The sequence below is a fragment of the Pseudomonas sp. MYb185 genome, from assembly GCF_002979975.1.
GTDB lineage: Bacteria > Pseudomonadota > Gammaproteobacteria > Pseudomonadales > Pseudomonadaceae > Halopseudomonas.
This window is the reverse complement of the sequence record NZ_PCQD01000002.1, coordinates 337,620-357,142: the sequence shown is the minus strand read 5'-3', so window position 1 is coordinate 357,142 and position 19,523 is coordinate 337,620. Positions and strand designations below refer to the sequence as shown.

General features: G+C 61.5%; 18 protein-coding genes. 9 read left to right on the top strand and 9 right to left on the bottom strand.

What is annotated here, in order from left to right:
• The first annotated feature begins 13 nt into the window (after nucleotides 1–13).
• Nucleotides 14–580: an elongation factor P gene (efp, locus tag CQ007_RS04150; protein ID WP_105643653.1), complete on the top strand. Its 567-nt coding sequence runs from the start codon at nucleotides 14–16 to the stop codon at nucleotides 578–580.
• Between the two features lie 68 nt (nucleotides 581–648).
• Entirely contained in the window at nucleotides 649–1,608 is a 960-nt protein-coding gene (epmA, locus tag CQ007_RS04145; protein ID WP_105643652.1) for an elongation factor P--(R)-beta-lysine ligase, read from the top strand.
• 132 nt (nucleotides 1,609–1,740) lie between these two features.
• On the opposite strand, the gene actP is transcribed toward epmA, so the two are convergent.
• The 4 genes from actP to CQ007_RS04125 form a co-directional block, all read right to left on the bottom strand.
• Nucleotides 1,741–3,402 carry a cation/acetate symporter ActP gene (gene actP / locus CQ007_RS04140; protein ID WP_105643651.1) on the bottom strand — a complete coding sequence of 554 codons (1,662 nt, stop codon included), beginning with the start codon at nucleotides 3,400–3,402 and terminating at the stop codon, nucleotides 1,741–1,743.
• Nucleotides 3,399–3,707 (bottom strand): DUF485 domain-containing protein, encoded by a 309-nt coding sequence (locus tag CQ007_RS04135; RefSeq protein ID WP_105643650.1) that lies wholly within the window; start codon nucleotides 3,705–3,707, stop codon nucleotides 3,399–3,401. The genes actP and CQ007_RS04135 overlap by 4 nt, the downstream gene beginning before the upstream one ends.
• 76 nt (nucleotides 3,708–3,783) lie before the next feature.
• A complete protein-coding gene (locus tag CQ007_RS04130) occupies nucleotides 3,784–4,161 on the bottom strand; it encodes a DUF485 domain-containing protein (protein WP_105643649.1) in 378 nt (125 codons plus the stop codon).
• Nucleotides 4,162–4,731: 570 nt separating this feature from the next.
• Nucleotides 4,732–6,807: a PQQ-dependent dehydrogenase, methanol/ethanol family gene (locus tag CQ007_RS04125; RefSeq protein WP_218278823.1), complete on the bottom strand. Its 2,076-nt coding sequence runs from the start codon at nucleotides 6,805–6,807 to the stop codon at nucleotides 4,732–4,734.
• 316 nt (nucleotides 6,808–7,123) lie between these two features.
• On the opposite strand from CQ007_RS04125, the gene CQ007_RS04120 reads away from it, so the two are divergent.
• The 7 genes from CQ007_RS04120 (at nucleotide 7,124) to CQ007_RS04090 (ending at nucleotide 16,473) form a co-directional block, all read left to right on the top strand.
• Nucleotides 7,124–8,359 carry an NADH:flavin oxidoreductase gene (locus tag CQ007_RS04120; protein WP_105643647.1) on the top strand — a complete coding sequence of 412 codons (1,236 nt, stop codon included), beginning with the start codon at nucleotides 7,124–7,126 and terminating at the stop codon, nucleotides 8,357–8,359.
• Nucleotides 8,360–8,394: 35 nt separating this feature from the next.
• Complete coding sequence (locus CQ007_RS04115; RefSeq protein ID WP_105643646.1) at nucleotides 8,395–9,873, top strand: FAD-dependent oxidoreductase; 1,479 nt, start codon at nucleotides 8,395–8,397, stop codon at nucleotides 9,871–9,873.
• A gap of 120 nt (nucleotides 9,874–9,993) precedes the next feature.
• Nucleotides 9,994–11,184: an acyl-CoA dehydrogenase family protein gene (locus CQ007_RS04110; RefSeq protein ID WP_105643645.1), complete on the top strand. Its 1,191-nt coding sequence runs from the start codon at nucleotides 9,994–9,996 to the stop codon at nucleotides 11,182–11,184.
• A 10-nt stretch (nucleotides 11,185–11,194) separates the two neighbouring features.
• Nucleotides 11,195–12,325, top strand: coding sequence for an acyl-CoA dehydrogenase family protein (locus CQ007_RS04105; protein ID WP_105643644.1), 1,131 nt, complete (start codon nucleotides 11,195–11,197; stop codon nucleotides 12,323–12,325).
• A gap of 41 nt (nucleotides 12,326–12,366) precedes the next feature.
• Nucleotides 12,367–14,037, top strand: a complete 1,671-nt coding sequence (locus CQ007_RS04100; protein ID WP_105643643.1) for a class I adenylate-forming enzyme family protein — start codon at nucleotides 12,367–12,369, stop codon at nucleotides 14,035–14,037.
• A 22-nt stretch (nucleotides 14,038–14,059) separates the two neighbouring features.
• Entirely contained in the window at nucleotides 14,060–14,851 is a 792-nt protein-coding gene (locus tag CQ007_RS04095; protein WP_105643642.1) for an SDR family NAD(P)-dependent oxidoreductase, read from the top strand.
• Between the two features lie 44 nt (nucleotides 14,852–14,895).
• Nucleotides 14,896–16,473, top strand: a complete 1,578-nt coding sequence (locus tag CQ007_RS04090) for an MFS transporter (RefSeq protein ID WP_105643641.1) — start codon at nucleotides 14,896–14,898, stop codon at nucleotides 16,471–16,473.
• A 42-nt stretch (nucleotides 16,474–16,515) separates the two neighbouring features.
• Here the strand turns inward: CQ007_RS04090 and CQ007_RS04085 are convergent, their stop codons facing one another.
• Genes CQ007_RS04085 through CQ007_RS04065 form a run of 5 tightly spaced genes read right to left on the bottom strand, consistent with a single transcriptional unit; the run spans nucleotide 16,516 to nucleotide 19,511 of the window.
• The gene (locus CQ007_RS04085) at nucleotides 16,516–16,971 is read right to left on the bottom strand and encodes a nuclear transport factor 2 family protein (RefSeq protein ID WP_105643640.1); all 456 of its coding nucleotides are present in this window, start codon (nucleotides 16,969–16,971) and stop codon (nucleotides 16,516–16,518) included.
• Nucleotides 16,972–17,004: 33 nt separating this feature from the next.
• Nucleotides 17,005–17,796 (bottom strand): SDR family oxidoreductase, encoded by a 792-nt coding sequence (locus CQ007_RS04080; RefSeq protein WP_105643639.1) that lies wholly within the window; start codon nucleotides 17,794–17,796, stop codon nucleotides 17,005–17,007.
• Nucleotides 17,797–17,827: 31 nt separating this feature from the next.
• Complete coding sequence (locus tag CQ007_RS04075; RefSeq protein WP_105643638.1) at nucleotides 17,828–18,295, bottom strand: SRPBCC domain-containing protein; 468 nt, start codon at nucleotides 18,293–18,295, stop codon at nucleotides 17,828–17,830.
• Between the two features lie 22 nt (nucleotides 18,296–18,317).
• Nucleotides 18,318–18,773 carry a nuclear transport factor 2 family protein gene (locus CQ007_RS04070; RefSeq protein WP_105643637.1) on the bottom strand — a complete coding sequence of 152 codons (456 nt, stop codon included), beginning with the start codon at nucleotides 18,771–18,773 and terminating at the stop codon, nucleotides 18,318–18,320.
• A 21-nt stretch (nucleotides 18,774–18,794) separates the two neighbouring features.
• Complete coding sequence (locus CQ007_RS04065) at nucleotides 18,795–19,511, bottom strand: EthD domain-containing protein (RefSeq protein WP_105643636.1); 717 nt, start codon at nucleotides 19,509–19,511, stop codon at nucleotides 18,795–18,797.
• Nucleotides 19,512–19,523 lie beyond the last annotated feature (12 nt).

The window sequence follows — 19,523 nt, the reverse complement described above, 5'->3', positions numbered from 1 at the left end:
AAGTGGGAAATCTATGGCCAACTATTCTACCAACGAATTCAAGCCGGGTCTTAAGGTGATGCTCGACGGCGATCCTTGCGCGATCCTCGAGAATGAGTACGTCAAACCTGGCAAGGGCCAGGCTTTCAACCGGGTCAAGGTGCGCAACCTGAAGACCGGCCGGGTCAACGAGCGGACCTTCAAGTCGGGCGACAGCCTGGAAGGCGCCGACGTGATGGATCGGGACATGGAATACCTGTACACCGATGGTGAGTTCTGGCACTTCATGGCCACCGACGGCTCCTTCGAGCAGTTCGGTGCCGATGAGAAAGCCGTAGGTGATACCTCCAACTGGTTGAAGGAGCAGGTCGTCTACACCATCACCCTGTTCAACGGCTCGCCGATCGCGGTCACGCCGCCGAACTTCGTTGAGCTGGAAGTGGTCGAGACCGATCCGGGCGTGCGTGGCGATACCTCTGGCGGCGGCAACAAGCCGGCCAAGCTGGTAACCGGTGCGGTGGTCAAGGTGCCGTTGTTCATCAACGTTGGCGACGTGCTCAAGGTCGATACCCGCACCGCCGACTATGTGGGCCGTGCCTGATATCGGCAAGCGCCGATGATGTATGCGAAACCGGGGCCCAGGCCCCGGTTTTTCTTTCTGGAGTGAGCATGAACGACTGGCAGCCTACCGCCTCGTTGACCAACCTGCGCCGCCGGGCCCAGGTCATCGATACCATCCGCCGCTTTTTCGCCGAGCGCCAGGTGCTGGAGGTGGAAACGCCCAGCTTGTCCGCTGCCGCGGTCAGCGACCCACACCTGTTTCCGTTTGCCACCGACTACGTGCCCGAAGGCGGTGGGGCAGCGCAGCCCCTGTATCTGCACACCTCACCGGAATACCCGATGAAGCGCCTGCTGGCTGCTGGCAGCGGCTGTATCTGGCAACTGTGCCGGGTCTACCGCAATGGTGAGAGTGGCAGCCGGCATAATCCCGAATTCAGCATGCTCGAGTGGTATCGGCTGGGCTTTGATCATCATCGGCTGATGGATGAAGTGGATGACCTGGTCGATGTGGTGCTTGGTTGCGGACGGTCCCGGCGGGTGACCTATGCTGCGCTGTTCGTCGAGCACCTGGGTGTGGATATCCATACCTGCGAGAACGCCGAGCTGGCGCGGTTGGGGCTCGAACATTGCGACTTTCGTGGTGAACTGGACCGGGATGGCTGGCTGAACCTGCTGTTTTCCCACTGCATCGAGCCGCGCCTGTTGCAGCCGACCATGGTATACGCCTTTCCCGCCTCCCAGGCGGCACTGGCCAGAGTGGTCGAGGGTGATGACCGGGTAGCCAGTGCGGCACGTTTCGAGCTGTTCATCAAGGGTATGGAGCTGGCCAACGGTTACTTCGAGTTGACCGATGCGGATGAGCAATCGCGCCGCTTCGAAGCTGATCAGCGCTTGCGTGAGGTATTCCAGCGCCCGGTACTGCCTACAGACCAGCGATTGATCGGTGCCCTGCAGCAGGGGCTGCCCGAGTGTGCCGGCGTGGCACTGGGGGTGGATCGGCTGGTGATGCTGGCATTGGGTGCGAGCCGTATCGATGAGGTGATTGCCTTTCCGTTGCAGCGGGCGTGATCCGCAACGCCTCCGGGGGGTAGCGCGCCTGTGCTACGCCGGTGTCCGGCAGCGCCTGGACTGCCGTCGAGCAGACAAGAAAATCCCCGGCACCATACCGCTGCCGGGGATCTGTCTGGTGCTGGTCCAGGCTCAGTGAGCTACTGCACCAGTGCGACCGAGGCCGGTCTGGCTGCGCACGGTCAGTGCGTCGAAGGCATCACGCTCACGGTCGGCGCGTGCGGTCTTATCGGTGATCGAGAAGAACCAGATCGCGATGAAGGCCAGCGGGATGGACACGATACCCGGGTTGGGGAAGGGAATGATCGGTTCGGCATTGCCGAACACGTCGACCCATACCGTCTTGCTCAGGACTACCCACAGGGTTGCTACCGCCAAGCCGGTGAAGCCGCCGATGACTGCACCGCGGGTGGTGCAGCCGCGCCAGGAGATCGACAGCACCAGTACGGGGAAGTTGGCGCTGGCGGCGATGGCGAAGGCCAGGCCGACCATGAAGGCCACGTTCTGATCCTCGAAGATGATACCCAGCAGGATCGACAGCACGCCCAGCACCAGGATCGAGATCTTGGAGATACGCATCTCCTGCTTCTCGGTCGAACGTCCCCGGGCGATCACGTTGGCATACAGGTCATGGGCAATGGAGGCGGCGCCGGCCAGGGCCAGACCGGCGACCACCGCAACGATGGTGGCGAAGGTCACGGCGGCCAGGAAGCCCAACAGCAGACTGCCACCCACCGCATTGGATAGATGCACCGCTGCCATGTTGGTGCCGCCGATCAGGTCGGTCAGCATGTTGAAACTGCCGTCCATTCCACCATGGAAGAATTCCGGATGGCGAACCAGCAGGGCAATGGCACCGAAGCCGATGATGAAGGTCAGGATATAGAAGTAGCCGATGAAGCTACTGGCCCAGATCACTGACTTGCGCGCTTCCTGGGCGCTGGAGACGGTGAAGAAACGCATCAGGATGTGCGGCAGACCGGCGGTACCGAAGGCCAGAGCCAGACCCAGCGACAGCGCATTCAAGGGGTTGCTGGTAACGGCGTCACCGGGTGACATCAGTTCTTCGGCATAGGGGTGCACGGTCACTGCTTCGGCGAGCATGGCATCCGGACTGAAGTTGAAGGCATACAGTACCAGTACCGACAGCAGGGTGCCGCCGGCCAGCATCAGTACCGCCTTGATGATCTGTACCCAGGTGGTGGCGGTCATGCCGCCGAAGAACACATAGATCATCATCAGCGCACCGATGATCACCACCGCGAACTTGTACTCGATGCCGAACAGCAACACGATCAGCTTGCCTGCACCGACCATCTGCGCGATCAGGTACAGCGCGATGATCAGCAGTGAAGCGCTCGCCGCCAGTATCCGTACCGGAGTCTGCTCCAGGCGGAAGGCGGTGACATCGGCAAAGTTGTAGCGGCCCAGGTTGCGCAGGCGCTCGGCGACCAGGAACATCACCACCGGCCAGCCGAACAGGAAGCCGATGGCATAGATCACGCCGTAGTAACCGGAGACGTAGACCATACCGGCAATCCCCAGGAAGGACGCGGCGGAGATGTAGTCACCGGCAATCGCCAGGCCATTCTGAAAACCGCTGATACCACCACCGGCGGTGTAGAAATCAGAGGTGGTCTGGGTCTTGCGCGCAGCCCACCAGGTAATCCCCATGGTACCGGCGATGAACAGCAGGAACATCACGATGGCTTCGGTGTTGGCGCCCTGGCCGGTCTCGGCGAAGGCCATCGGTGTGGCGAGGGTCAGCAGCGTGCCCAACAGGTACTTGTTCATTGCACGTCCCTCATGATCGCTTCCAACAGCGGGTCGAATACCTTGTTTGAGAAATAGGTGTACAGGGCAATCAGGATCACCGCGCTGCAGGCTACCAGCAGGCCGACGAAGAGTCCGACACTCATGGTCCAGGTTGGTCCCAGGGGCTGGGCGAACACCTCCGGCAGGTAGGCCATGGTCAGAATGAAACCGGCATAGATCAGCAGGGTCAGGCCGAAAAAGCCCATGCTCACCCGGGTCCGACGCCTCACCAGCTCCTGGTATTTCGGGTGCCTGAGCACCTCGGCCACTACGTCTTTTTGCATTGTTATTCTCCTTTCTGGTTATGCTCGTCCACTCGCAGGCTCGGTGTGAACGCTGTTTTTCATTGCTCTTGAGGGATCATCCCGGGAGGCGGCGCAGGCAGCCCGTGTCAGGTTGGTAGCCTTCGGCTGCTGCGACATCGTCGCCGCCGGGGTGCGCAAGGGGATGGTCCGGGAATTTCAGGTCGGCATAGTCACGACTGGCATGGCTGAAATGCAGGGTGGCCAGCACGAAGGTCAATAACAGCAGTAACAGACCGAGGCCCCAGAGCAGTACGCTGGAGACCTCTGCAATGGTGGCCCCGAGCCATTCGGGTTGGAAGGCGACGAGCATGAGGAAGCCCAGGTACAGGATACCCAGGCCGAGTGTGCATACCCAGACGAAGCGGCCACGCTGCTGCATGGGTTCAGCGGGAACCCCCGGGTGTTGAACTGGCAAAGCATTGTTGTTGCGCATGTTTGTTTTTATTCCTGGCCGAGCACGGTCTGGTATGGAGACTCTAAATCAGTGCCCGGATGAGGAAAGGCGACCTTAGTCTTAGGCGGGAGGAGGGAACTGCCGCGCCAGCTGCCGGGACGTGCTGGTCACGCTACGTCCTATTGGTCTGTGTAAGACATTGGCTATTCCAGCTATAGGATATATCCGTCAATCACTGTGAGATGAGTAGGATTTCTGTTAGGCGAAAATTAGTAAATGATTGATTTATATATGTAAAAAACAAGGTAACCCAGATGGGTGAGACAGATTTTGATATTGATCGGGGATATTTTCTGGCTATGATGTGTCCATGCGCAACGGACTGCGCTACTCGGCAGGGAGCTGAGTCAGGGATTTTCAGGACGATGGCAGTCAGGACGACTGGTCAGGGACGGCAGATAGGGATAGCGCAAAAATATGGGCGGGAGCGATCCCGCCCTTTTTTTGTTTGTTTTTTGCTCTCTGTGCTTTACCGGAAAGGCGCCTTCGTTTTCAGAGGAAACAACCGTCATCCCGTTCACCGCAAGTCACTTGTAAACCCTGATCTGGTTATTCGACCCCCTGCCGGCGAGCTGTCGCTGTGCTGTGGATGACATAGCTGCGGATCATCTCGGCGGATGCAGCATCCAGTGTCCTGGCGAAGGACGGCATGCCGCGTTGTTGTAGGATGCCTTCGAGCAGTGGCAGGCTGAACAGTTCGCCGCTCTGGATGTAAGGCGAATACCGGAGGTCCGGTATGGCAGCCCCCGCCACCGCCGCTGCGCCATGGCATACCATGCAATAGCGTGTATAGAGCTCCCCGCCGCGCTGGATTTCTTCGTTGCTCGCCTCGATGGCCGGCAAGGCGGGAACGGCCGGGCGAGATTGGGGCGCGGGCAGTGCCTGTTTGCCGTCCAGCTTCCAGACAAAGACGCCACCGGGCACTGGCATGCCCTGCCTGGGTAGCGACAGGCTGGCGGACAGGTGCAGCGAACTGCCGAAGCCGGCTGCGGCGGCTATGTACTGCTCGCCATCCAGGGCATAGGTAATGGGGCCGCCGAGAACATCCAGCCAGGTATCACTCTGCCACAGGCGCACACCAGTCTCGGCATCATAGGCATGCAGGCCACCGCCGCCCTGGCCTTGAAAGACCAACTGACCACCGGTTGCCAGCACGCCACCATTCCACAGACCAGGCTGCTCGGTACGCCAGGCCGCTCGCTGCCTGACCGGGTCCCATGCCAGCAGGTGACCACGAAAGCCGTCCCGCGCCTGAGCCAGTGTCGCGGCGTCGGTGGGCATGGGATGATCCTGGATGCCGGTATTCCAACGGCCGGGCTCATGGCGGAAATCCGCTGCCTTCATCAGCAAGCCGGTGCTCTCCTGGGCCGGGATATAGACCAGTCCGGTTTTGGGGCTGAATGCCATCGGTTGCCAGTTGTGACCACCGATCTGGGAGGGTGTGACCAGGGCCGGCTGACCGGCGGGATAGCGTGCCCCGGGCAGCTCCACGGGCCGACCGGTTTGCAAGTCGATATGCGAGGCCCAGGAGGTGGGCACATAGTTTTCCGCACTGAGCAGTTCTCCGGTGGCGCGATCCAGTACATAGAAGAAGCCATTCTTCGGTGCCTGCAGCAGTACCTTGCGGGCGTTGCCATTGATCTCCAGTTCGGTAAGAACGATATGCTGGGTGGCCGTGTAGTCCCAACTGTCGCCCGGGGTGGTCTGGTAATGCCAGACGTATTCGCCGGTCTGCGGGCGGACGGCGATGATGGACGAGAGAAACAGGTTATCTCCGCCCTGCGGGCTGCGCAGATCACGATCATGGGGCGAGCCATTGCCAACGCCGAAGTAGAACAGGTCCAGCTGCGGGTCCCAGGCCATGGAGTCCCACACCGTGCCACCACCACCCTGGATCCACCACTCTCCGGTCCAGGTCGGTTGCGCCAGTTGCTTCAGTGGCCGGTCTGAGATCTGCCCGTCAGCAGCTGCCTGCGGATCGCCGGGCACGGTATGGAATCGCCATTTCAGCCTGCCAGTTGTCATGTCGTAGGCCGAGATGTAACCGCGTACTCCAAACTCGGCACCGCCGTTGCCGATCATCACCAGGCCGGCCGCGGTACGGGGTGCGCCGGTGATGGTGTAGGGCTGTTCAGGATCGACGGTGAGCGTTTCCCACAGGAGGGCGCCAGAGGTGGCGTCGAGGGCTTGCAGTCGGCCATCGATGGTGCCGACAAAGACCTTGCCGTCCTCGACGGCCACGCCGCGGTTGACCACGTCGCAGCAACTGATGGCGGCCTTTGCTGGTGGTACCAGGGGATCATGCTGCCAGCGCAGTGAGCCGGTGCGTGCATCAAGGGCGTAGACCACACCCCAGGGGCCGCTTACATACAGGGTGCCGTCCACCATGATGGGGGTGGCCTGGACCCCGCGGGGCCGATCGAAACGAAAGTGCCAGGCCAGTCCCAGGCGTTCGACATTCCCACGGTCGATGGTCGCCAGCGGCGCGTAGCGCGTTTCGCCAGCAGTGTTGCCGTGCAGAGGCCAGTCGACATCGGGCAGAGCGGGCGCCGTCTGGCCCAGGGTAGTGATGAGCAGACCGACTACCAGACTGGCGAGCCTGATCAAACTGCTGCGAAGCATCATGTACATCCTCATTATTATTGATTGTGCGATGAGGATGGCGTGCCGGGTGGGTTACGGACTCGTCCAAATGAAGGGGGCAATACGCCCATCTGGCAGTTCATCACCGATTGGCGGCAACCAGGGACGCAAGCCTGCCATCTCATGGGGCGCCGGTGGTCCCCCTCAGTGGTATTTCACTCTTCTCGTCTGATCAGACGATGACGCCCATCGACGAGCTTTCCAGAATCGATGCAATTGACGCCGGACAGTCCTGGCCGAGCCGCTGCCGCTGGGCATGGTCGGGCCGGCTACCGGTCCATTCGTTATGGAGACCAGCATGGCAGGCATCGAACAACAATTATCCCAAGCCTATACCCCGCTCACTATCGGCCCACTGACGGTGCGCAACCGCTTCATCAAGTCGGCGACCAACGAGGGCATGGCGCCCAATGGTGTCCCATCACGCCAACTGGTGCAGTTCCATGCCGGTATGGCCGCTGGCGGCGTTGGCTTGAACACCCTGGCCTACTGCGCGGTGAGCGCGAAAGGTTGCACCTTGCCCAGCCAGATCTGTCTCGATCGTGCCACACTGCCGCACCTGCGTGCCCTGACAGAGGCGGTGCATGCGGAAAACGGCGCGATATCGGCGCAGATCACCCATGGCGGCTGCTTCACCTTTACCAAAACGCCGGGGCAAGGTCGGCCGATATCGGCCAGCGGCGGTTTCAACAAGATCGGCCTGATGAGCGGGCAATACCTCAAGCGCGCCATGAGCGTATCGGACATGCGGCAAGTGGCGGCGGATTTTGCCGCCGGGGCCGAGCTGGCCCGCGAGGCTGGCTTCGACGCGGTGGAAATCCATATGGGGCACGGCTACCTGCTCAGTCAGTTCATCTCGCCGCTGTACAACAAGCGTCGGGATGAGTACGGCGGCAGCCTGGCCAACCGCATGCGCTTTCCACGCCAGGTATTGCGCCAGGTACTCGACGCCGTCGGCGACGAGCTGGCGGTGATCTGCAAGTTCAGCATCACCGAGGGTACGCGCGGCGGTAACAGCATTGAGGATGGTGTGGGCATCGCTCGCGAACTGGAGGCCGAGGGCGCGCATCTGCTGGTGTTGAGTGCCGGCATGAATGCCGAGTCGATTACCACCATGTTCGGCTCTTCATTTCCCCCGGAGAATCGGGCGGTGGTGACCAATCCGGTGATGAAGGCGGCCATGTTCCTGCAGTCCCTGACTGAAAAACCGGTGGAGTTCCGTGAGCTGTACCTGCTGGAGCACGCTCGCAAGGTGCGTGCTGCAGTGGATGTGCCGCTGGCCTATCTGGGCGGAGTCACATCGGCAGCGGGCGTGGGGCAGTTGATGGCCGAAGGTTTCGATACCGTAGCCGTGGGGCGGGCATTGATCCATGACCCGGCGTGGGTCAGTCGCCTGCGAGAAGGAAATATACAGCGTTCCGGCTGCACTGCCTGCAACCGCTGCGTGACGATGATGTATACCGACGGCGGCACCTCCTGTGTACTGGGTAGACCAGGAGATGCGGTACTCAACCACACGCCGGCGGCAGGCTGAATAGCTCGATAACAACAAGATGAAAGGACTGTGCAATGCTGACTGACAAGACCTGTTCTCCCTCCCGTCCGTGCCCGCTGGCTACGGTGCCGGGTTGGGACATGGAAACCGACGTGGTGGTGGTCGGCTTTGGCGCCGCTGGCGCCTGTGCGGCGATCGAGGCGCGTCAGGCGGGTGCCGAGGTGGTGGTGCTGGAAGTAGCCGGCGTTGGCGGTGGCAGCGCCAGCCTGTCCGGTGGTGAGGTCTATGTGGGCGGTAACGGTGGCACCGATGTCCAGCGTGAGCATGGCTTCGACGACGCTACCGAGGACTTCCAGAAGTACCTGATGCTGGCGGGTGGCCCGGCCGCGGATGCCGAACGGGTGGCGATCTATGCCGACAATGGCGTGGCGCATTTCAATTGGTTGCGCGAGCAGGGCGTACCGTTCAAGGGCACCTATCTGCCAGGCAAGTGGATCGAGCCGCCGACCGACGATACCCTGCTGTGGTCCGGCAACGAAAAATCCTGGCCCTATCTGGATCAGGCCAGACCGGCACCGCGCGGTCATACCGTGCAGTTCGTCGGCTGGGGTGGCGGCAAGGTGTTGATGGAAATCCTGTGCGCCCGCGCCGAGGAGCTGGGTGCGCAGGTCCGCTATGACAGTCGCGCGCTGTCGCTGGTGATTGATGAACAACAGCGGGTAGCAGGCATCGTTACTCGCGAAGGCGGCGAGCAACGTTTCATCTGTGCGCGGCGCGGGATAGTGCTTTGTGCCGGTGGTTTCATCAGCAATACCGCCATGGTTCGGCGCTTCGTGCCGGGTGCCCTGGACTGCGAGTTGCAGGTCAGCGCCGGGAATGATGACGGTTCCGGTATCCGCATGGGCATGAGCGTTGGTGCGGCCACGCTGAACATGCAGGAGTTCTTTGCCACCCTGCCATTCTTCCCCCCGGCATCGCTGGTCAAGGGTATCTTTGTCAATGAACGCGGGCAGCGCTTCGTCAACGAGGACTGCTATCACGGTCGGGCCGCGCATCATGTGCTGCGCCAGCCCAATGGTCGTGCCTGGCTGCTGGTCGATAACGAGATTTTCGGTCGTCCGGTGATCCAGGAGGACATCCAGGTGGCCGCCGTTGGCGAGACCTGGCAGGAAGTGGAGGAAGAGCTCGGGCTGCCGTCAGGCGCGCTGGTGCATACCGTCGAGGAGTTCAACCGGCTGGCGGCAGACGGCCGCGATCCGTATTTCCACAAGACCGCCGAGTGGCTGCGTCCGCTGACCGAGCCGCCATTCGCCGCGTTGAGCTACTGCAAGGGCGATTTCCAGGGCCATGCCTTCACCCTGGGTGGACTGGCTACCTTGCCCAGCGGTGAGGTACTGGATGGTGATGCCCAGCCGATCGCCGGTCTGTATGCGGCCGGCCGCACGGCCTGCGGGCTGCCGCGTTGGGGGGAGGACTACTGCTCGGGCCTGTCGTTGGGCGATTCGACCTTCTTCGGTCGTCTGGCCGGGCGCTCTGCAGCAGTCGGCAGTTGACCGATGCCGCGCGGGAAATCGTCCATCCGGACGACGTCGTCGCGCGGTTGCTGCCGTTAGAGTCAACGCATAATCAAGGCCGGGTTCGCGGTCTGGTAAGAACAACATGCAGGTAACACGATGAACGAGCTAGAAGCATTTCGCCAGGAAACCCGAGCCTGGCTCGAGGCCAACTGTCCGGCATCCATGCGCACGCCCATGCCGTCCGATGAGATGGTCTGGGGCGGACGTACGGTCGAATTCCAGCATGAGGACCAGCGCCTGTGGTTCGAACGCATGCGCGACAAGGGCTGGTTCTGCCCCGACTGGCCGGTGGAATACGGCGGTGGCGGGTTGAATCCCCAGCAACTGGCTGTTCTCGAAGCGGAAATGCGCCGCCTGCATTGTCGCCCACCCCAGATCAATCTGGGCATCTGGATGCTCGGTCCGGTCCTGCTGGAGTTCGCCAGTGAAGAGCAGAAGCAGCGCTTCCTGCCACCCATGGCCCGGGGCGAGATTCGCTGGTGTCAGGGTTTTTCCGAGCCCAATGCGGGCTCCGACCTGGCCAGTCTGCGCACCTCGGCCGTCATCGATGGCGACGATTTCGTCATCAATGGCACCAAGATCTGGACCTCCTATGGCAACAAATCCGACTGGATGTATGCCCTGGTCCGTACCGGGCCGATGGAGCCGAAGCAGGCTGGCATCAGCCTGATCGTGCTGGACATGACCTCGCCGGGAGTGAGCGTCGCACCGATCGACCTGATCAGCGGCAAGTCGAGCTTCTGCCAGGTGTTCTTCGACAACGTGCGGGTGCCGCGTGCGCAACTGATCGGTGAACTCAACGGTGGCTGGACACTGGGCAAGGCCTTGCTGCAGCATGAGCGCCGGGCCATGTCGAAGTTCAGCGAAACGGCGCTGCCCACCCATTTCGACCTGGGTGAACTCCTCAAGCAGTATCTGGATAAGCCGCAAACGGTGGCTGAGATCGCCCTGCAGCAGAGGGCGGTAACCTGCCTGATGGATGAAGAAGCCTTCAGTCTGACCAGTCGCCGTATTGCCGAGACCCTGCGCGCCCGGCAGGACGCCTCGGGACTGATGGCAATCGCCAAGCTGGTACACAGCGAGCAGGAGCGAACCAAGTTCGAGCTGCTGCTGGAGATCATGGGCAACCAGGCCCTGGGCTGGGAAGGTGAGGGCTTCAGCCAGCGTGAACTGGATATGACCGGTGCCTGGTTGATGAGCTATGCCCAGACCATTGCCGGTGGTTCATCGGAAGTGCAGTTGAACGTGATTGCCAAGCGCGTGCTTGGCCTGCCGGAAGCCAAGTGAGGAGAGTGCCGTGAGTCTGGTTTACAACGAAGATCAACTGCAACTGCAGGACAGCGCACGCGACTTCCTGTCCGCGCGCTCGCCGGTTTCCGTGCAACGGGCCATACGCGACCAGGGTATTGCCGCTGGCTACGACGCCGACGTCTGGCAGGGCATGCTGGAGCTGGGCTGGAGCGCGGTGGCGTTCAGCGAAGAGGATGGCGGGCTGGACTTCGGCTTTGCCGGCTTTGCACCCCTGTTCGAGGAAATGGGGCGCCATCTGAGCGCCTCGCCACTACTGGGTAGCGTGGTGTTGTGCGGTGGGCTGATCGAGCAGCTCGGCACTGCCGGACAGCGCCAGCAATGGCTGCCGCAACTGATCAGTGGTGAGCTGCGCCTGGCGCTGGCGCTGGAAGAGTCGGCCCGCCACGCACCGGAAGATATCGCGCTCAGCGCCCAGGCCGATGCCGACGGCTGGCTGCTCGATGGTGAGAAGCTCTGGGTGGCCGACGCTCGCGAGGCGGACGGCTGGCTGGTGGTGGCGCGTGAGGCCGACGGCGGCTGCGGGGTGTTCCTGGTCCGCGCCGGCACGCCTGGTGTGCAGCTTGAAGCGCGGCAGATGATCGATGCGCGCAATATGGCGGCGCTGCGCTTGCACAAGGTGCGGCTGGAGCCTGATAGCCGGCTGGGTAGTGCCGATGCTGCCGAGGCGCTTGATCTGGTGCTGGATCGTGGGCGCAGTTGCCTGGCGGCAGAGCTGCTGGGCATGGCCGAAACCGCCTTCCAGATGACCATCGAATACCTCAAGACCCGGGTCCAGTTCGGCGTCCCGATCGGCAGCTTCCAGGCTCTGCAGCACCGTGCGGCCCGCCTGTATACCGACCTGCAACTGGCGCGTAGCAGCGTGATGGGGGCCTTTGCCCAGCTCGATCGTCCAGGCAGCGACGACCGTGAGCGTCGCCGTCTGGTCAGCCTGGCCAAGTGGAAGGCCGGCCAGATGGCCCAGCGGGTCAGTAACGAGGCGATACAGATGCACGGTGGCATTGGCGTTACCGATGAATATGATCTGGGGCTGTTTCTCAAGCGTATGCGCGTAGCACAGAACCAGCTGGGCAACAGTGATTACCACTGCCAGCGATACAGCGACAACCGCAGCGCCTGAAACGGCCCGTGGCGAACTACAAAAATTACAAAGAGGTAACCATGCACACCAGTCTCGTGGATCAATGGCGGACGTGTAACCAGCAATTGCTGAGCGCCCAATCACCCTTTGCCCTGGGTGAAGACCAACAAGGGCGCAAATACTTCATCAATGCCCCGGCGACTCTTACCGAAGCCATTCAGGCTGGTCGCCGCCACGGTGATGCGCCGTTTCTGCTGTGGTGTGACCAACGCTACAGCTTTGCCGAGTTCTACACGGCTGCCGACCGCATGACCGCTGCGCTGCAGCAGATCCTTGGTCTCCGTCCCGGTGAGCGGGTAGCGATCGCCATGCGCAACCGCCCGGAATGGATGATCGCCTTCACTGCCTGCGTTCAGGCTGGTGCCGTCCCGGTCCCGCTGAATAGCTGGGGGCTGCGCGATGAGCTGTTGCACGCTATCGGAGATGCCGGAGCCGGTGTGCTGATTTGTGATCCGGAGCGTTATCAGCACCTGCGCGATAACGTGGCAGATATCCAGTTGGTATTGGTCGATGAGACGCCCTCGTCAGGCCAGTATGCCTGGCAGGCCTTGATGGATGCCGAACTGGCTCCCATGCAGTTGATTCAGCCCAAACCGGATGATATCGCCCAGGTGCTTTATACCTCCGGCACCACCAGTCGTGCCAAGGGCGTGGTGTCCAGCCATAGAGCTGTTGCCCAGGCGCTGTTTGCGCTGGACTACCAGGGGGCCTTCGCTGGCATGACGTCGCCAGAGCGGATCAAACCGATCATGGAGTCCGGCCTGCAACCCACAGCATTGATCAGTTTTCCGCTGTTCCATGTCAGCGGCTTGCAATCGCAGTTTCTCAGCATGCTGCGCAACGGCCGCCGCATGGTGATCATGTACAAATGGGATGTTGAAGAAGCGTTGCGGCTGATCGAAACTGAGCGTTGCACCCAGTTCAACGGTGCGCCGGTGATGATGCAGCAACTGATCAACCATCCACGTTTCGACAGCCCGGCTACCGCCAGCCTGTTCGCCCTCGGCATGGGCGGCGGGGCGTCCTCCGAGGTGTTGTTGGAGCGACTGCTTGCGGTCAAGCCCAACGCCATGGTGGGTGCCGGTTTCGGCATGACCGAATGCAACGGCATAGGTGCTGCGCACTCCGGAGAACAGTTCGTGCATTTCCCTGGCAGTGCCGGTTGGCCATTGCCATTGGTGGACCTGGTTATTGGCGAGTCACCGGAGCAACCCTTGCCTGCAGGTCAGGAAGGGCCGATCTGGTTGCGTTCAGTCACCCTGATGGACGGTTATTGGCAGCGTGACGAGGAGACCGGCGAGGCATTACAGAATGGCTGGCTGTACAGCGGTGATGTCGGCTATCTCGATGAGCATGGCATGCTCTACGTCACCGGCCGGATCAAGGACATCATCATTCGTGGTGGCGAGAATATTTCCGCGCTGGAAGTCGAGCAATGCGCCGGTGCCCATGCAGCTGTGGTCGAGGCTGCTGCCTTTGCCTTGCCAGATGCGGAAATGGGCGAGTGCGTGGCGCTGGTAGTGCATGTGCGTGATGACATCGGCGAGCAGGATTTGCGCAGCTTCATGGCCGGTCGGCTGGCGGCCTTCAAACTACCCAGCCGTATCTGGTTCACCGATCAGCCGCTGCCGCGCAACGCGACGGGCAAACTGCAGAAACCACAAATCAGACAGGCCGTAGGACTCGCTTGAACATCTTAAGGGTGAGATCACTATGAGCAACCTGCATGGAAAGGTCGCCATCGTCACCGGTGGAGCCCAGGGCATCGGCCGTGGCATCGTCGAGGCTTACATCAACGCCGGCGCCTGCGTGCTGCTGAGTGATATCAATAACGACGCCATCGAACAGGCGATGACCGAGCTGGAGGCGTTGCAGCCGGGGCGGGTGCTTGGTTACCAGGCGGACGTGACCTGCAAGGAGCAAGTCCAGGCCATGGTGGCCGCTGCCGTCGAGCACTTCGGACGGCTGGACATCCTGGTCAACAATGCCTGGAAGGGCGCCGGGCTGGCGCGCCTGGAGCAGCAAACGGACGAGCAACTGCGCGGTGCCTTCGACATGGCGGTGATGGCGGCGTTCTGGGCCATGCAGGCGGCATTGCCGGAATTTCGCCGGTTGGGGGCGGGGCGGGTGGTCAACCTGTGCTCACTGAACGGGGTCAATGCGCACATGTACAGTGCCGACTACAACGCCGCCAAGGAAGCGCTGCGCAGCCTGACCCGTACCGCAGCGCGGGAATGGGCGGCGGATCAGGTGTGCTGCAATATCATCTGCCCCGGTGCCGCCAGCGAAGCCTATCGGCGCTTCGCCGCCGCCAGTCCGGAAAATGCCAGGGCCATGGAGCAGGCCAACCCCATGGGGCGCATCGGTGATCCGCTGCATGACATCGGTCCGGTGGCGGTGTTTCTCGGCAGCGATGACTGCCGGTACGTGACCGGCAATACCTTCTTCGTCGATGGCGGCGCACATATCAACGGCGTGCACTGGGCGCCGCAGCTGAAATCCTGATCCCAGCCGTTTTTCCATCCTGACATCACGCAATCGAGGGTCCGATGAATAAAGACATCGCCAATCCCTGGGTCAGTTTCATCGCCCTGCTGTTCGCCACCTTTGTCACCATCGAAGCCGCTGCCTTCCAGGCACCGGTGCTGCCCAGCGTCGCTGCGCACTTCGCCATCCCGATCAATCTGGCCGCGCTGATCCTGATTTTCTACTTCATCGCCGTGGCGGTCTGCGCGCCGATGATGGGGCGGCTCGGCGACCAGTATGGGCGCCGGCGCATGATCAGCCTGGGGCTGGTGGTGTTCGGTGTAGCCGAGTTCATGGCCGCCTGGGCTCCCAGCTTCTGGTTTTTTCTGCTGGCGCGGTTCCTTCAGGGGTTGGGCGTGGCCTGTATCTTCCCGGCGGTGTTCAGTTACGTGAACCGACTGTTCGCCGAGGACAAGCGTGGTATGGCGCTGGGTGTCATGATGTTCGTCATGACCTTTGGTGCAGCCAGCGGTGGCCTGCTGGGTGGGCTGATGATCGACGCTTTCGGTTGGCAGAGTGTCTACCTGATCAGCGGCGTGCTGGCTTTGCTGGGGTTGATTCCGCTGCTGGTCTGGGTGCCGGAGAGCCGTGGGGCTGTGGCGGAGGGGCGTTTTGACTGGTTTGGCGCACTGCTGCTGCTATCGACCATCACTGCGCTGCTGTCACTGCCCACCTGGGCGGCCAATTTTGGCCGGGACTCCTGGGTTACCTGGACTGTCGTCGTGGTGGGTGTTGTCAGCCTACTGTGGCTATGGCGACACAGCGGTCGCCAGGCTGCGCCGATACTGGATGTGTCACTGCTCAAGGATCGGCGCTTTGCCATCCCCAGTGCCATCTACTGGATACAGATGCTCCTCAGCAGCGGCGTGGTCTATTCGCTGGCATTCTTCATCAATACCCGGCCTGGTGGCAGTGCCGCGCAGTTCGGCATGGTCACCCTGGCACTGTATGGCAGTACCATGCTGGCCTCGCCGATCGCAGGCAAACTGATCGACCGTGTCGAGCCACGCCGGGTCTCGACGCTGTCCCTGTTCGGCAGCCTGGCTGCACTGATCCTTTTTTCGCAGATGGATACCTCGGTGCCGTTGGTATCGGTGTTGCTGCTGGTGGGGTTTATCGGCTTGATGCTGGGTGCCAACAGCCCGGCGCTGATGAAACTGGCGCTGGGTGCAGTGCCGCAGCATAAGTCCGGTGCAGGTTCCGGCCTGTTCAGCATGCTGCGGGATCTCGGTTTGCCGACCGGGTCATCGCTGGCGCTGGCGATCTTTGGTCTGTCCTCGAGTTTCCATACCCGACGGGTCGCCGAGCAGACCGCCGCCGAACTGGAGCTGGGCGAGGTCCACGCCGCTGAGTTACTAAGGGCAGCCACGGTGCGGGGCACCGAAATGAGCACCGAGCTGACAGCGGCATTACTGGAGTCCGGTGCCGGGGTCGAACAGGTACTGGAGAGTATTACCGTTGCCTCGCTGGGCGGGGCGATCAGCAGTGTCGGCTATCTGCTCACCGGGCTGTTGGTGCTGGCCCTGGCGTTGACGCCGTTTCTTGGGCGCAGGGCGGATGTGCAGGCGGTATCCGGCGTCGGAACGGCTGTCTCGCGCTAAAAAAAACGGCCCGCATAGCGGGCCGTTCAGATATGGCAGGGGTCAGTTGATCGGCTTTGAGGTGATATTGCACTGGCTATCCAGCGGCTGGATCATTTCCAGCAAGCGCTTGTAGCCGGTACGCAGGATCCGCCACTGGCCGTCGACCTTGATATAGCGGTCTTCGTAGATGGCACTGCCGTGCAGGATGGTGCCCTCATCCAGGTTGATGAACAGATCGTTGAGGTACCACAGGCCAGCGGCTTCATCGCCATTGACGCTGATTTCGGGAGTATGGCCGTTGTGCATACCGAAGCGGCGGTTGGTGAAGGAGCTGGCATAGAAATCCATGGCTTCGTTCATGCCATTGATCTCGAACTGATAGGTCGGGCTGTCAAAAGTGATCAGCGCATCCTGCGCCAGAACGCCGCGCAGCAGTTCCAGATTACAAGTATCGATGCCGCGAAAGTAACGGGCCTTGAGTTGCTTGATCTGCTCGATGTCATACAGCTCTTGCATGGTCTGTCCTTTAATCGGGAAAGAAGCGGGCTATCAATGGGGCAGGTAATGCCCGCCATTGACATCCAATTGAGCACCGGTGATCACCTTGGCATAGTCGCTGGCCAGGTACAGGGCGGCGGAGGCACAGTCGGCATCGTCCGGAATCTGACGCAGCGGGATCTGCTGGGCGATCTGCTCGACCAGGGATTCAACGCTGACGCCCAGGCGCTCGGCTTCGCTTTTGAAATACTGGATCACCGGCGTGCCCCACATCCAGCCATTGAAGGTGCTGTTGACGCGGATACCGAACGGCCCCAGGTCCTCGGCCAGGTATTGCACAGCGGTCTTCAATGCCCCCTTGGATACCGCATAACCGGACTCCAGTTGATTCGGTCGGCGAGTGGCCATGGTATTGACCATGACGATGCTGCCGGACTTCTGCAGTTTCATCTGTGGCACCACCGCCTGGGTCATGTTCATGCTGCCGAACAGGTTGACCTCCATGGTTTTGCGCCAGTCATCCATCTGCGAGTTACTGGACGAGCCCCAGGTTCCGTGGGCATAGGCGGAATTGATCAGCGCGTCGATGCGCCCGAAGTGCTCGACGGTCTGCTCGGCCAGTGTCTCGCACTGCTCGGGTTGGGTGATGTCGGTCGGCAGCTTGAGGATCCCGCAGCCATGGCCGGCTTCGCGGATGGCGGCTTCGGCCTGATCCAGCATGGCTGGCGTGCGGGCTGCCAGCACCACGGCCTTGGCTTGATATTCGGCGGCGCGCAGCGCCAGCTTGATGCCCATCCCCGGGCCGATCCCGGAGATGATGATGGTCTTGTCTTTCAATAGCATGGAGCACCTCTCTTGTTGTTGTGTGGCGTGTTCAGCGGCGGCTGGCGTAGAGAGCCTCGGCGCGCTGCTTGAGATCGCGGGCTACCTGGTCGAAGGCCTCTTTCACCCAGGCACCGTGTTCCGCCATGATGGTGTCGGCATTGATGCCGAGGAACTGATCGGTGGTGAAGTAGGTGCTGCGCTCGCTGTCGATGGCTTCGACATACTGATCGCGGCGGGCGGCGTCCTTGTTTTCTGGTACTGGTCGCTGCTCCCAGGACAGCAGTTGCTCCGGCTCGCAGGCGACCAGGTATTCATTGACCGGTACCACGGTATCGGTACCCGGCGGGCGTACCAGCATCTCCACCGGGTCGTTGATCCGCATGCCGCAGCGGATGCTGAAGCAGAAGCTGTTCCACTCCTCGTATTTGTCCAGATCGGTCAGTACCTCCCAGACCACGCTGGCCGGGGCGTCGATCTCGACCTTGATCGAGGTGACAAGGTTTGCGGCTTTGGTCATGTCGATATCCTTCTTGTTGTTGTCAGTTGATGGGTTTGGAGGTGATCTGCAGCTGTTCAGGCAGCGGCTCGACGGTTTCCAGCAGCGTCTGGTAGCCGGTCTCGGCGATCAGCCACTGGCCGTCGCGCTTGACGTAGCGATCCTGGTAGATCGCGCTGCCATGCATGTGGGTGTTTTCTTCCAGGTTGATGAAGATGTAGCTCAGGTACCACAGCGCTGTAGCCTGGTTGCCGTCGACCTCGATTTCCGGGGTATGGCCGTTATGCGTGGCCAGGCGGGTAGCGGTGAAGGAAGTCCGGTAGAACTCCAGCGCCGGCTCCAGGCCCTCGAGGTGGAACTGGTAGGCGGGGCTCTTGAAAGCCAGTTTGACGTCCTCGGTCAACATGGCCCTGAGCATGTCCAGGTTGCAGGTGTCGATGGCGCGGAAATAGCGCGCCTTGAGCTGCTTGATCAGCTCGATTGCTTCTAGATCCAACATGGGAAGCCTCCTTGTGGCTGCTCAGACACTGAGCCGGTATTCACTGGTGAGAATGCAGTCGATCTTCTCGAAGTCGATGAACTTGCTGGTCGATTCGTACATGGCCTGTTGGCGCTGCGCGCACTTGTCTGGGTCGCCAAGGGCGGCGAAGAATCCCTCCGGATTGCCGATGGCCTCGGGCGGGAAGTTCTCTTCGACGATGGCGTGCAGCACTGGCGCACCGTAGGTAAGCGCGCGGACGACGGTGTTCTGTCGGTAGCCGAAGATCGACTGCAGTGGATAGGCCTTGGGCCCGTGCTCGTTGCGCCAAACGTCGTACCACTGTTCGTAGTTCATCCGATGTGGCTTGTGCAGCAGCACCACCTGATTCATGCCGGGGGTGCGTTGGCCAACCGGCACCTGGTATTCGGCTGCACGCTGTTGGCGCTGCTCGGGGTAGGGCTCGGACTCCAGCACCAGATACGCCTCCAGGCGGCTGGTCAAGGGTGCCAGGAGATCCTTGATGGAAGGTAATTGTGAGGCACTGTCCAGCCACAGCGAGAGCATCCCATCCAAGGGGGTGGCGCTATTGGTGATGCGCTGGGCGGACGCGGCGGCTACCGCCTCATCGACCACCATGACGCGGATGTTCCGTGCCCCGACGGTAGCCAGGTCGTCGCGCAGGCCGAGCAGGGCTTGGCGCCACTGCTCGACGTTGTGTTGTGACGGTTTCCACAAACTCAACATGAGTTTTTCCATGATTCCTCCTGC

What these genes read in the sequence shown, in the direction of transcription:
- efp (WP_105643653.1), top strand. Translation starts at nt 14, where the DNA reads ATGGCCAACTATTCTACCAACGAATTCAAGCCGGGTCTTAAGGTGATG.
- epmA (WP_105643652.1), top strand. Translation starts at nt 649, where the DNA reads ATGAACGACTGGCAGCCTACCGCCTCGTTGACCAACCTGCGCCGCCGG.
- actP (WP_105643651.1), bottom strand. Translation starts at nt 3,402, where the DNA reads ATGAACAAGTACCTGTTGGGCACGCTGCTGACCCTCGCCACACCGATG.
- CQ007_RS04135 (WP_105643650.1), bottom strand. Translation starts at nt 3,707, where the DNA reads ATGCAAAAAGACGTAGTGGCCGAGGTGCTCAGGCACCCGAAATACCAG.
- CQ007_RS04130 (WP_105643649.1), bottom strand. Translation starts at nt 4,161, where the DNA reads ATGCGCAACAACAATGCTTTGCCAGTTCAACACCCGGGGGTTCCCGCT.
- CQ007_RS04125 (WP_218278823.1), bottom strand. Translation starts at nt 6,807, where the DNA reads ATGATGCTTCGCAGCAGTTTGATCAGGCTCGCCAGTCTGGTAGTCGGT.
- CQ007_RS04120 (WP_105643647.1), top strand. Translation starts at nt 7,124, where the DNA reads ATGGCAGGCATCGAACAACAATTATCCCAAGCCTATACCCCGCTCACT.
- CQ007_RS04115 (WP_105643646.1), top strand. Translation starts at nt 8,395, where the DNA reads ATGCTGACTGACAAGACCTGTTCTCCCTCCCGTCCGTGCCCGCTGGCT.
- CQ007_RS04110 (WP_105643645.1), top strand. Translation starts at nt 9,994, where the DNA reads ATGAACGAGCTAGAAGCATTTCGCCAGGAAACCCGAGCCTGGCTCGAG.
- CQ007_RS04100 (WP_105643643.1), top strand. Translation starts at nt 12,367, where the DNA reads ATGCACACCAGTCTCGTGGATCAATGGCGGACGTGTAACCAGCAATTG.
- CQ007_RS04095 (WP_105643642.1), top strand. Translation starts at nt 14,060, where the DNA reads ATGAGCAACCTGCATGGAAAGGTCGCCATCGTCACCGGTGGAGCCCAG.
- CQ007_RS04090 (WP_105643641.1), top strand. Translation starts at nt 14,896, where the DNA reads ATGAATAAAGACATCGCCAATCCCTGGGTCAGTTTCATCGCCCTGCTG.
- CQ007_RS04085 (WP_105643640.1), bottom strand. Translation starts at nt 16,971, where the DNA reads ATGCAAGAGCTGTATGACATCGAGCAGATCAAGCAACTCAAGGCCCGT.
- CQ007_RS04080 (WP_105643639.1), bottom strand. Translation starts at nt 17,796, where the DNA reads ATGCTATTGAAAGACAAGACCATCATCATCTCCGGGATCGGCCCGGGG.
- CQ007_RS04075 (WP_105643638.1), bottom strand. Translation starts at nt 18,295, where the DNA reads ATGACCAAAGCCGCAAACCTTGTCACCTCGATCAAGGTCGAGATCGAC.
- CQ007_RS04070 (WP_105643637.1), bottom strand. Translation starts at nt 18,773, where the DNA reads ATGTTGGATCTAGAAGCAATCGAGCTGATCAAGCAGCTCAAGGCGCGC.
- CQ007_RS04065 (WP_105643636.1), bottom strand. Translation starts at nt 19,511, where the DNA reads ATGGAAAAACTCATGTTGAGTTTGTGGAAACCGTCACAACACAACGTC.